The 12,909-nt window shown below is 40.9% G+C and carries 7 protein-coding genes; 3 read left to right on the forward strand and 4 right to left on the reverse strand.

What is annotated here, in order from left to right:
* Positions 1-12 precede the first annotated feature (12 nt).
* Complete coding sequence (locus AB0756_RS14160) at positions 13-795, reverse strand: SDR family oxidoreductase (RefSeq protein WP_038092208.1); 783 nt, start codon at positions 793-795, stop codon at positions 13-15.
* Between the two features lie 241 nt (positions 796-1,036).
* On the opposite strand from AB0756_RS14160, the gene AB0756_RS14165 reads away from it, so the two are divergent.
* Complete coding sequence (locus AB0756_RS14165) at positions 1,037-2,203, forward strand: PucR family transcriptional regulator (RefSeq protein ID WP_038092212.1); 1,167 nt, start codon at positions 1,037-1,039, stop codon at positions 2,201-2,203.
* A 469-nt stretch (positions 2,204-2,672) separates the two neighbouring features.
* Positions 2,673-5,135 (forward strand): DOMON domain-containing protein, encoded by a 2,463-nt coding sequence (locus tag AB0756_RS14170; RefSeq protein WP_038092214.1) that lies wholly within the window; start codon positions 2,673-2,675, stop codon positions 5,133-5,135.
* A 118-nt stretch (positions 5,136-5,253) separates the two neighbouring features.
* On the opposite strand, the gene AB0756_RS14175 is transcribed toward AB0756_RS14170, so the two are convergent.
* From AB0756_RS14175 to AB0756_RS14185, 3 genes are all read right to left on the reverse strand, one after another.
* Positions 5,254-6,966 (reverse strand): diflavin flavoprotein, encoded by a 1,713-nt coding sequence (locus AB0756_RS14175; protein ID WP_038092216.1) that lies wholly within the window; start codon positions 6,964-6,966, stop codon positions 5,254-5,256.
* A gap of 113 nt (positions 6,967-7,079) precedes the next feature.
* Positions 7,080-8,798 carry a diflavin flavoprotein gene (locus tag AB0756_RS14180; protein ID WP_038092307.1) on the reverse strand — a complete coding sequence of 573 codons (1,719 nt, stop codon included), beginning with the start codon at positions 8,796-8,798 and terminating at the stop codon, positions 7,080-7,082.
* A 1,287-nt stretch (positions 8,799-10,085) separates the two neighbouring features.
* Positions 10,086-10,367: a hypothetical protein gene (locus AB0756_RS14185; RefSeq protein ID WP_038092304.1), complete on the reverse strand. Its 282-nt coding sequence runs from the start codon at positions 10,365-10,367 to the stop codon at positions 10,086-10,088.
* Between the two features lie 437 nt (positions 10,368-10,804).
* Here AB0756_RS14185 and AB0756_RS14190 point away from each other — a divergent pair, with 437 nt between their 5' ends.
* Positions 10,805-12,427, forward strand: coding sequence for a right-handed parallel beta-helix repeat-containing protein (locus AB0756_RS14190; protein WP_050046230.1), 1,623 nt, complete (start codon positions 10,805-10,807; stop codon positions 12,425-12,427).
* Positions 12,428-12,909: the final 482 nt, after the last annotated feature.

The raw sequence follows: 12,909 nt of genomic DNA on the forward strand, positions 1-12,909 counted from the left end.
GAGAATTGTTTGCTAAGCTTTTAGCAATGATTCTCCCCCATCAATCCAAACTTCGGTACCGGTAATATGACTCGAAGCATCAGAAGCTAAGAAAAAGGCTAACTGTGCTACTTGTTCTGAGGTTCCTGGCTTACCATCAGTTAAAGGAATTTTCCCTTCAGGAAACTCAACTGGTTCTTGAATGTCTTCTAAATCTCTTCTTTGAGTATTCTCTTCAATACTAGTTTCGATGGCTCCAGGACAAATGACATTGACGCGAATGCGATGTTGGGCGAGTTCTAACGCAACCATTTTTGTAAAAGCCACTTGTGCAGCTTTTGAGCAAGAATACGCAGTTGCACCAGTGTTGCTAAAGGTACGCGTACCATTGACAGATGAGGTAATGATAACGGAACCCCCCTGCTTTTTCAAGTAAGGTACGGCATACTTAACTGTCAGAAATGTTCCTTTCAGGTTGATGTCGATTGTTTTATCCCATTCTTCAGGAGACAATTCTTCAATAGGTGCCCATACGCCATTAATACCAGCGTTAGCAAATACAATATCCAATCTTCCCCACTTATCAACAAGTTCCTGCGTGACTTGTTGCATTTGTTCTGGATTTGAAATATCGGCAACTAAAGGTATTGCTTCACCGTTATTCTTTTGAATTTCAGCAACAGTTTCTTCCAGTTCTTCCTTTGTGCGTCCTAGTGCGCCAACCTTGGCACCAGATAAAGCAAACAATTTGGCTGCTGCTTTAGCTATACCTGAACCTGCTCCTGTAATCAGAGCGACTCTATCTGCTAGTTGCATAAATATTTTTATTTTTATTACAACTGCTGTGTAACATGAAAAACACTATTGAATCATACTGCTAATGGTAGATAAAGCTTTATATATCTAATTGCATAGGTATTTACTTTTATATCAAAATTATTTTGTATATAAAAACACGTAATTTATCCTCTATCGTAAGAGTGATGACTTTATAGCATTGTTCTTCGATACTTCTTTCGATATGACAGCACTAGCCCCTGCTTGGAAACAAGAGTAAATGACAGCTTTATTAACTACTAACGCACAATTCGAGCGAGTTGCTAAAGTAATTGCAGAGAGAGTAGCACAGCTTTTGTGTGCCTCAGTTTTTGTGATTGACCAGCATGCGATCGCAATAGCTAGTAGCAATCCCAAGCTAGTTGGGCTTTCCTTCGATCGCATTTGTGGAAAACTATCTCTCAACTACTTACGCGTACCATTTACTTTTGAGACGCATTTAGGTGAAGTTATTATTGGTAAATCTCCAAATGGCGAGGCAATTTCCCCACATTTAGCACAAGGAATTGTGGAATTAGTGGTTAATCAAACAACAGTTATTGATGCATTGCCCAACCAACATCAGTTCAAAAATAAGTTTATTTCTGACCTACTCCACGGTTTGGCAGATGAAACAACTGTTTTTCAATACAGCAAACTGTTGAGCTTAGATTTAGCACCCCCCCGTGCAGTCATTTTAATTGATGCAAGTGATTACATTTTAGGGGCTTGTGAGACTCAACTCCGAAGACGGGTAGCTTCAGTAATAAATAGTGTTGTCACTTTTTTCCATCTGCCCAACGATACAATTTGTGCCTATCTAGGTGATGGTGAGGTAGCAGTTCTCAAAGCAAGCGATACGAAGAATTTAGGAAGTTGGGCAAATCAAGGTGATGTCCCAGAACAATGCAGTTCTTCGTGGGCAAATCTGACAGCATTGAAGCGGGCGTCTGAAGCCTTGTTAAAACAGTTGCGGAAAGACACCGATACATCAATTAGTATTGGAGTCGGTCGCTACCATCCTGGAATTCGCGGTCATGCTCAATCGTATCGAGATGCACGGGCGGCTTTGTCTTTAGGTTGTCGGTTTCACGATCGCAACCAAGTTCATTGCTTGGATGGATTGGGGATTGCAGCCTTCATTGGTGTTGCAGACGAGCAAACGAAAATAGAATTAGCAACATATCTTTTAAGCCCCTTGAACCACGAACCCGAATTGTTAGCAACCCTAGATGCATTTTTTGCAGAAGATTGCTGTCCTTCTGCAACAGCCAATCGGCTATCAATTCACCGCAATACTTTGAGTTATCGTTTGGAAAAGATTACTTTACTGACAGGTCTCGATCCACGTCGCTTTGATAATGCCGTGCAAATTCGTTTGGCTTTACTTATGCGAAGATTGAGATAATAGATCTTGCTGATTGCTATTTGAGAATTTCAATAGCAGTAAAATTACCAAAAGTAGAAGAAGAGTTAAGCAGTATTGAGAGTGAAGATTGCTAATAGCTAATGGTCAAAAAGCAATTAGCTATTAGCCATCCAAATTTTTTATAAATGATTTAGGATTGCTATAGTACAGTTAACCAGTAGAGCATGCCGGAAATAAGGCATAACAGACAAAAAGCTTTCTTTGTAAGTTTTTGCTCCTTCAGCATAGCTGCCTCCGGACTTCTGCCTTCATATAGTAGGCTATCAGATATCTGCGGATATATGCTGAGTTCGCGTTAATAAATTTAAAGATTTTCGACAATCTACGTAAATTCTCTAGCTAACCCTGATAAATTATAAAGTCACATAGCGTTTGAACTGGTTGAACTTACTGATATTCTGGGTGTGCCGACTGCTAACAACCCATTAATTGAAAAAGCAAGCTTTTAATGAAACAACAACCAGAAAATTTAAAGTCTCCCTTGAGATACGTAAGAAAAAGCTTGGTTGCAGTAATGCTATGCTCTTTATTAAGTGCAACCTGTTCTGCAAAATCAGCTTCAAATAACAATACTGCCCAATTACCGCCAAGATATACTGGATTAGCACCTAACTCACCATTCGGTTTGGATTTTGGTTATAGCGATCCCAAGACTATCGGTGCGATCGCTCAAGACTTAGGAGTAAAATGGATTCGTGGCATACAAGTCGAATTCGATCCTTGGAATGGCGATCCTAAAATTCTCAGAGATAGAATAAACACCTTAAAAAGTTATGGTGTATCTTCATTACAAACACCTTTCTATCCTGTGGATTGGAAAGAAAAAGACAAATTAGGTCCGCCAAGAAATGTAGATGCTTACGTACAGAAATTTTATAACTGGGTAGCAGCCACCCATGACCTCATGCCTTATTACGAGCATTGGAACGAACCTTGGGTTGATGAGTGGGCGTGGAACGGCGGAACTGCTGAGGAATATAGAGATATTATTAAACGAATTTGGAAGAAAGTAAAAGCTGATTATCCGAATGTTAATTTAATTGGCGGAGGTTCTTTAGCGTATAACCGAGATGTTATGTATGCCAAGGGAAATGACACGGGATACGCTGATGGCTCTGTTAACCATGCATATGCTTTTCCGAGCTTAAGTACCTTTCACAGTGTATTGATGCAGTTGACTTTAGATAAGAAATTTTCTAAAACACAAGGTCGTGCGGGAGCATGGCAAACAGAATTTGGTACATTTCGGGATATGTACTCCTCAGATCGAGATATTTGGGTAGCCCGTACTATACCCTCAAGTTACTTAATACATATGTTAGCGGGTTACTATGCCCAAAGACCTGTCAGAGCTTTTTGGTTTAACTGGAGCGGACACGGGATGCACGACATCGCTAACAACGAGCCTGCTAAAGATGCATATAGAACAATGACTCGCGTTCTGGAAGGAACGAAAATAGTTGATGATGTATTTCCTACTTCCAAATCAATATGGGGAATGGTTTTTAAAAATGATTATTCAACCGATAATCGTGCTAGAGCAGCGTTGTTTGTTAACGCCCCATTCTATGGTGATATAGGCAATCCTTGGGACCCCAAGGGAGGAAGTCAAGCTAAAGGAAACATTCCTTCTGATGAATATTCCGGTACTGTTTCCCTCAGTCATGCAAAAAATATACAAGTCTATGATTACAGGGGAAACAGGATAAGTAATTTGAGCAAAATTCCTCTCAATCCGGTAGAAGTGGTATATATTATAGCGGATATGCCAACCGCACAGTTAAAGCAGATACTGCAAAATGCTGATTTTCATTTAAAAAACGAAATCAAAGTAACGGCTTTATCTTTATCGGGACCTGTTGTGAAGGGTCGAACTATCGATATCAAAATAGAGAATGTTGTTAATAAACCCCGGAGTGGAACTGTAGCGATCGTTCCTCCCAAGGGATGGACTCTATCTACAAAAAGTCTATCTTTTGAAAATCTCCAACCGGGAGAGCAAAAAATTCTTAGTTTCCCAATAGAGTCTTTTACTGCAAATAATGACAATAATTATGAAATGAGTTATTCGTTATTAGTAAAAGATAAATCTTCTCCTCAAACAGGTAATTGGAAAATTCAATCAGCTTATGCTCCTAAAAAAACAATAAATGTAGATGGAAATTTACAAGACTGGTCTGATGTTATTGCCACAAATATGGGTAATGGAGCGTATAAATTTAAAGTAGCATGGGACTCAAATAACTTATACTTTGCAGCTGAGGTAGCTGATGATAAGCACGCTCCATTTCCTCCTTTCGATCCAAGTTTTGCATGGTTTCGAGAAAATAGAGTTGATGGCGCTAAGGGTGATGATAATATAGATGGATTATTTATTAATCTTGACTGTACAAAAAATAATCCCGATGACCTGCTGAAAGGTCACGTACTCTATGAAAAGGCTTTGGCTGCAGATGTAGATTACGAGTTTTTTGCTACTTACAGTACGGGAAATAAGAGCGAGTTGTGGAGATATCGCGCTCCCGGTACAAACCATCAGGGATATTATCCAACTAATGCAACTCTCAATCCAGCTTTAATGAAAATGAAAGCAAGCCCGTCAGGTGGAGCAGAAGGAAAGATACAATTTACCCGTTCGGGTAATAAGACAATTTATGAAGGAGCAATTTCTTTAAACGCAATCCCCGAGTTAAAGTCAGAATTGAGTCGATTAAAAGCAGGAGATTCTTATTTTCCTAACCTTGCATGGCGCGTTAATGGAGGAAATCAAGGGAAAAAATTCTGGACTATAGAGTCAGGTCAATGGGAAGAAGGAGGTTATGGCTTTGTCCCTCAATGGCTATCAGGAAGTTTGGCAAATGGGGGACGAGTCATCAGCCGTTGGGCTTTCATCAATGGGGATGGTAAGTAGGGGCGGGTACTACGCCCGTAGAGTAAGGCTAATTGTATGCATTTTCATAGAAAATTGGTATTAGTAGTTAGTTGTGATTGTTAACTACAACTAACTACTAATTAATAACAACTAACCCTTAATAATGACTCCCTGTCTTGCGGTGGTGAATAGCAGTTAGAGCATCCGGTTTAAGTAGCTTGCCATTATCAACAGTTGCATAAATAACCCAATGATCGCCACATTCCATGCGTTTGCTCACGCTACATTCAAGGTATGCGGAGGAGTCTGTTAGTACAGTACAACCGTTCTGTGCAACTTCTGTCGGAAAACTGGCAAATCTTTCTTCTCCGGGTGCAAAGGTTTTGCGGAAGTGTTTCATGTATTCCTGCTGATTCCCTTCAGGCAGAATATTCAGGACAAACTTACCTCCCGGATACATCAAAGATTCAACTGCTCTCTCTTTTGCGATCGCAACAGTCAAACCTGGTGGGTTAAAGGTTGCTTGGGAAACCCATGACCCCAACATTCCCGTTGAAACCTCTCCAAGTTTTGCCGTGACAACACAAACTGAACCAACGATCCGACCTACAGCTTGTTCAACAGGGGTAGCAGCTGGTTGTGGCATACGTAATTTTTTAGCTTTTTTTAAGGTTTGAGCAAAGTCTGTACCTGTTTCTTCACACTGTTTGAGAATGTTATCTGCAGGTTTAAACTTAACTTTTAAAGTTTCAAACCCAAATTTATATCCTGCTTCTCGGAGTTTACCTTCAATAACATCAAAAGCTTCACCACTCCAACCAAAAGATCCAAAAACTCCAGCCAGTTTTGTGTTATCCCCAATTGCCAACACAATGCCTAGAGCAGTTTGCATCGGAGTTGGGACGTTACCACCAATGGTAGGAGAACCCATGATAAAGCCTTCACATTTTTCAACGGCGGCTTTAATCTCTTCCGGTTGAGCAAATTCACAGTTGATCGATTCCACAGCAACACCCCCTTTGGTCAGACCAAGAGCCATCGCTTGTGCTAAAGTTGCTGTGTTTCCATAAGCGGAGGCATAAAGCAAGGCAACAGTAATTTCGCGATCGGTTTGAGAACGGCTCCATATTTCGTACTCTTGAGTCAGTTCCAACAAACCGTAACGCACTAACGGACCGTGAAGAGTCCCAAGCATTCTCACTTGCAGTTCGGAGATTTTTTCCAAAGCTGCTTGTACGTGACTTGCATGAGGTGCCATCAAACAGTCAAAGTAATAGCGCTGATCTGCTTTGATAGTGTCCCAATCTTCATCGAAAGCTTCATCGCCACAAACATGAGCGCCAAAAAGCTTGTTTGAATACAAGATTTGGGTTTTTTGGTCGTAAGTACAGAGCCCCGCAGGCCATCGCGGGCTGGGAATGGGAAGACAGCGTAAGATATGATCTTTACCTAAATCCAGCGTTTCTTTCCCCCGCATCACCATGATTTTTAGCTCGTGATTGGGGAAAGTTGCTCGCAAATTTGCAGCGCCAGGAAGAGAACAAACAAAAGTTAATTGCGGTACAGCATCTAAAAGAGCTTTTAGGGTTGGCACTCGGTTGGGATTAAAGTGACCGAGAATGACATAATCCAACTGTTTTAAATCTAAAGATTGTTGTAATGCTTCTAGAAAAATTTGAGTGAAAGTTTCCGGAGGTGGGTCAATAATTGCAGTTTTCTCACCTTGGATTAAATAGCAATTGGAAGTTGTACCTTTAGATAGTGCGTATTCAATTTCAAATCGCAACCGCGTCCAACTGCGTGCTCTTAATACTGTTGTGTTTGTAGCGAGCGGTAAAACTTGTATGTCACGAGTATTTGGATTGGTCATAGTTGCGTGGAGAGATGAGGGGGATGAGGGGACGAGGGGGACAAGGGGAACAAGGGGGATGAGGGGACAAGGGGGAACTTGCTTCCTTGTCTTCCCCCTGTTCCTTGTCTGTTTTAGTAATAGTTACCTACTTTACGATGACGAATTGCAGTCATTCCTTCGGGTTTGGAGACTCGACCATCTAAAACGGTGCAGTAAATAATCCAGTGGTCGCTACATTCCATGCTGCTTGTAACTTCGCATTCCATGTAAGCGAGAGCGTCTGTTAAGATAGGACAACCGTTTTTGGCTGTTTGGGTTTTGACTCCAGTAAAGCGATCGACTCCGGGAACCAAGCGCTTGAGGAAGTGCTTCTTCAATTCTTGATAATTTCCCTCTTCCAAAACGTTAAGGACAAACTTATTGCCTACTTCCATTAAGGATTCAATAGCACGGTCTTTGGCAACAGAAACCGTAAATCCTAAGGGTTGCAAGCTAGCTTGTACAACCCAAGAAGCAAGCATTGCTTCTTGGACATCATCTTTTTTAGCAGTAATGATGTACAGCCCGTTGCTAATCCGACCTAGAGCTTTTTCTAAGTTGGCGTCAATGGATTTAACTTGCTTGATGTTGCGTTCCCGAACAAGCCGTTGTCCTAAAGTTGTCCCTGCTTCTTCAGATTGTTGGTATGTGGCATCAGTAGGAATTTCTTTGACGCGAATTGCGGGAAATCCTTCTTTAACGCCAAGATTGACAAATCTTCTTAGCAGTGGATCGACGGGTTCCTCATCGGGACCATAGCATTCAAACAGCCCAATGACTTGCTTTTCTTTTGCGACAGCGAGTAGGGAACTGATAGCAGCTTGAGCCGCAAGGTTCCCGCTTGGAGGCATCCCAATAATGATACCAGCTGCCCTTCCTGCTAACTCTTGAATTTCTTGGATCTCGGCTGAGGTCAGATCCATCATCTCAACACCAGCCCCAGTTTTTTGGACTCCGTGAGCAATGGACTGGGCAAGACGTTCGCTATGTCCGTAATCAGAGACGTAGAATAAAGCAGCGATGGTTTCTGCCTTAACTTGTCTTTGGCTCCAGCTTTGGTAGCACTCTCTCAAAACTTCAAGATTGTGATACAGTAACGGTCCGTGTCCGTTGGCAATGATTCTAATTTTGCCAAGTTCTCCCATTTTTTTCATTGCGTTGAGCAAGGAACGGGAATTGGGACCCATGAGACAGTCGTAGTAAAATCTAAAGTCGGGTTCAATTGCCTCTAAATTGACGTCAAAGGTGTCATCACTGCAATAGTGCATCCCAAAGGCGTCGCAGGTGAAGAGGATTTGGTTTTTACGATCGTAGCTAAATATTGTATCGGGCCAGTGTAAGTTGGGAGCACTCACAAATTCAATTTCGTGTCCCTGTCCCAAGTCTACGCGATCGCCACTTTTCACAATTCGCTTGGAAAATGGATCGTGTACTAGGTTATCCAAAAATTGTAGGGCAACTTTGGATGCTAGAACAGTCGCTCTTGGGGCTAATTGGAGCACATCTTCTACCAAGCCACTGTGGTCTGGTTCTGTATGGCTGACAATAATGTAATCAATGGCCTTAGGGTTAACGAGGCTTTTGAGCGTATTTAAATACTGTTCGCGAAACTTAGTGTGAGCGGTATCAACTAATGCTATCCTGTCACCTTTAATTAGATACGAGTTGTAAGTCGTACCATTTTGCAATCCAAATTCAATGTCAAAGCGATCGCGGTCCCAGTCGAGACAGCGAATGGCAGTTGTATTAGGAGCTATTTCAACAGTTTGTATAGTTAGCCTTTTTTGGGCGTTCTCTGCGAGCGCAACCATTAATTCTCTCCGAGCACGAATCATCAGTCGTCGTTTCTGCTCTTATTTTGCTCACAATTACTTTTGTAAAGTTGTTAAAGATTTTATTTTCTTTTAAATAGTTTTTGTAGCCAAATAAACTATTTTTTGGCATTAACTCTTACTATGAAATTGTTACTCATGGTCTTTTATCAGCTTTCAAATTATATCAAAGATTCGGATTTTTTTAAATTTATTTTATGTAGGAGTTGTTAGAAAGCTTATATTGAACATATATATTTTGTAACGAAAAGCATAAATTTTACAACCGTTGTATCTAACTTTTCCTGTATGTCAATATTGAGTTTGAGTAGAATCTCGCGCGCGCACTACCATTTGTGTACTAAAGTTTAACGGTGTTTTCTTCAGAAGCAGAGATAAGTAAGTTTTCTTGTAAGTTAAATGCAATTCCTATCACGTTTCCCTGTAACTACTTCAGCGATGCCATAAGTTTCGGAGGTAAGTATTAAGAAAATTTAATAGTTTGTCTGTATTTTTAAACCTTGGGTTTGCACTCGCCACGTGCAGATTTTTGATGGGTTAGCGTTAAATGAAAATATTTTAACCCTGTTAGAAATTTTGTATTAATCGCTACAGATTTAAAGCTGTATATTCGATAAGCAAGAGGTCTCAATTCCTAATAGGTATTTATATTAATTGCTACGTAGGTGGAGATTCTTGTCAAGGATTTAGTACGAGCGCCAGTTTCAATTCCTAGCAATATATTGTATTAATTACTACAGATGAAACTATTTCGCCCCCTTTACTGAGGGACTTTGTTTCAATCTCTAATAGGAAATAGTGATAATTGCTACATTAAAAGCTATGTAGCCATCAACAGATGTGCGATCGCCAGTTTTAATCCGTAATAGTGTTCGTGTTAATTGCTACCTATAATCGCATTTGAAAGGCAATCCTTCTCTTGGTTTATCGTTCCAATCCGCAATACTGTTCGTGTTAATTGCTACTGAAATTACGTTGTGCGATCGGCATGCTCAGCTAGTAAAAGTGTATTGGTTTGACTGCTGAGGTAATCGAAAGTTTTACAACTCGATTCAACCGGGTAACAGAGTTAGTCAAAGTACATATGTTACTCATCCATGGGTGTTTACTATCCTAATGGTCAACCTCGGCTCTTTGAAATTCTATATTAACAAGCAATAGGCACTACATAAGCTTGCGTCCGTCTTATATGCCAAGCAATAACGAAGGTGTAACACCTAATAACAAGCAATAGGCACTATATTAGTTTGCGTCTGTTGCATCGGGCTAAATTGAATCATTTGTCCACCCGTACTGACAATTCCAACGCATGAGGCGATAAGCGGAACTGATAGGATGGGTGCTGTATCGCATTCTGTAAGCTCTTGCTTGTGCTACAACCGTACTTTCTTTTAACTTGTTCCAAATGATTTGGCGTTGGCTTTCAAACCTCAATGGACAGTTATTCAACTGGCACAATGTTAAAGATTTGCGACCAAGGTAACTCTCGATCAAATCTTGAGAATGAGGCTTAAAATCCTTTTTGGATAAGGGTTTCTGCAATTTCACATATAGAAGTAAAATTGGCTATTGCAGCCCTTTTGCTATGGCATGACCGCCAATCGCAACAAAAAAAGTTTGCAAAGGGGATACAATTTGCAAAAGTGCTGATACAATTACTTGTGAAGTAAAGAAAAAACCCTCAGAACCTATAGGGTGCTTAAGCGAAATTGCATCTGCAGATTACGAAAGCATAGCTAAGCTCAGAACTAATCAAGCATTTACCTAATATTGACCGCAAAGCGATCCGATGAGTGAGAACCTTTAGTACGGGAAGATTTGCTTCCTACGTTAAAGGCACACTTCAGCACGCTCTACATTTAGGACGAGAGAATTTCTACTAAGGTTCCGATGGCGTTGTTTCATATTTACTATTCAGGGTTCTGCTTTTGTTCTCGTCAATTTCAGTTGCAGCATTCACAAAAAACTTGATGGAGGCAAAAACAATGGACTACACACAATTCGATGCGCGTCAAGCTAATATCTTGGCAGATTCCGGTACAAACAACAATTCACGCAGCCCTCTAGATTTCAACTCAAGTCCAAAGAATTCGGGTAGTACGATTGATAATGGCACGCAAGATACCATCAATACATGGCTCCAAGGTGGTTCTGGCGATCTCAACTCTATTGGCGATACCAAAAACAACTCAATCAATGGGCAACAAATTAACAGCCTCGTTGGTGGTACTGGAAATCAGTTAGATAGCAAAAATGGCAACAATCAAGACCTTCTAGTGGGAGGCAAAGATACTCTAATTGTTGGCGAACAAGACCCACTCATGGAGAACTCAAAGCCTGTATCTTCAGCTTCTCCAGTTGCTCTATCTAACTATTCTGGCAATGGAACAAAATACTATGTTTCACCAGATGGAAGTAATGATAATCCAGGCACAGTCGATAAACCCTGGAAAAGCCTTAACTATGCCGTCAGTGAAGACTCTCCAGTTAAAGCTGGCGATACTGTTTTGGTTCAACCTGGGACTTATACAGAACTAGTGAACCTTGAAAAATCTGGCGACAGTCAGCTCGGTCATATCACACTCAAAGCCAATGGCGATGTAACATTGCGCGACCCTGACCCCGTGGAAGGTGGTTTTAGAGAGGGCGTGATTCAGTCAGTAGGCCAAGGCTATTGGGTAATCGATGGCTTCCACGTTGAGAACACCTCTTGGGCAGGGATTTCTTTACGTGATGCCAACAACATGGTTGTTCAAAACAACTCTACTTACAACACTGGTTCCTCAGGAATCATCGTTATGCCTGACAGCTATTACCAAGGTGGAGAACAAGAAGTAACTAGTAAGGATATCAAAGTGCTGAATAACACCGTCGAAAAAGCCAATGCTAGATGGAAAGGTGGTGGTGGTGATAACTCTATCTATGACCCCTTAGGAACTCAAGAGTCCTTAAGCATCTGGGGTGTAGATGGCTTTGAGGTAGCAGGTAATACTGTGAAAGATGGAACACGTGAAGGGATTGATATCAAAACAGGTTCTCGCAATGGTAGTGTTCATAACAACTTTATTACAGGTCAAGCCTCAATTTCCGGTACATATCAAGGCTATCAAGGCGGTCCTGCTCTTTACATAGAAGGCAATCGTGCTGATATGTTCAATATTGATGTCTACGACAACGTCGTTAGCGGCAATACTGCTGATGGTATTGTAGTTGCAGATGAAGTTCCTAGTATTGGAGAAGTCAGAGACATCCGAGTTTATAACAACATTGTTAGTGACAATGGACGAGAAGGAATGAATTCTGGTCGAGGTATTGGCGTTACCAGTAATGTCCGTAACGTTGATATTCTCAACAATACTGTTACCAATAACGTCCAAGCCTTTGAAGTTGATGGTTCCGATTTCACTGGCGGTTATAAAACTAAAGACGTTTTGATTCGTAATAATACCTTTGCCGATAGCTCCTATCGCAACGGTTCGCTTGAAGATGTCAGCAATTTAACCTTAGATGGTAACACGTTCACTGATGAGTTTGAGAGGCTATATGATGGTGGCACTGGTCTTGACAACTTCGTAAATACCAACAACAAAACTGTGAGTTCTATATGACTTTATCAATTAGGACGGCAAAAATTGCCTACTCTCATTAGGTTCACCAGTCATTGATAGTGGCTGCAAAAACATTGACGAGTGTGCAAAGTTCAATAAGGTGTAGAACACAATTAGGGTAATGGGCGCTAATTGGTGCCTACAAATTCAAGTCTTAATTGATAAGACTGCCGTTAATAGGCTGTTTTCAATTCAAGGCAAACATCAAATTTCTTTGTAGCAGGCGTATCTTAACCGTCCAGTTGTAAAGTGCGTTGTTGACTAATATCAACAACGCACTTCATCCAACACTCAGTAGACCGAAAAGTTTTGCGATACGCCTCTGGTGTCTGCGCTCCGCGCAATCGCTAAAAAATAGTAGTTTACAGACCAATTTTTTGGAACAGAAAAATGTTGTCGAGACAATGCCAAAAAAACTCAAAGATCCAGTACAGCATGGCGTAAATAAGGTAACTATTAGTAATAGACAAAAAGCTTGCCGT

Source organism: Tolypothrix campylonemoides VB511288_2 (assembly GCF_045999855.1).
Lineage (GTDB): Bacteria > Cyanobacteriota > Cyanobacteriia > Cyanobacteriales > Nostocaceae > Scytonema > Scytonema bouteillei_A.

What these genes read in the sequence shown, in the direction of transcription:
- AB0756_RS14170 (WP_038092214.1), top strand. Translation starts at nt 2,673, where the DNA reads ATGAAACAACAACCAGAAAATTTAAAGTCTCCCTTGAGATACGTAAGA.
- AB0756_RS14160 (WP_038092208.1), bottom strand. Translation starts at nt 795, where the DNA reads ATGCAACTAGCAGATAGAGTCGCTCTGATTACAGGAGCAGGTTCAGGT.
- AB0756_RS14175 (WP_038092216.1), bottom strand. Translation starts at nt 6,966, where the DNA reads ATGACCAATCCAAATACTCGTGACATACAAGTTTTACCGCTCGCTACA.
- AB0756_RS14190 (WP_050046230.1), top strand. Translation starts at nt 10,805, where the DNA reads ATGGACTACACACAATTCGATGCGCGTCAAGCTAATATCTTGGCAGAT.
- AB0756_RS14165 (WP_038092212.1), top strand. Translation starts at nt 1,037, where the DNA reads ATGACAGCTTTATTAACTACTAACGCACAATTCGAGCGAGTTGCTAAA.
- AB0756_RS14180 (WP_038092307.1), bottom strand. Translation starts at nt 8,798, where the DNA reads ATGGTTGCGCTCGCAGAGAACGCCCAAAAAAGGCTAACTATACAAACT.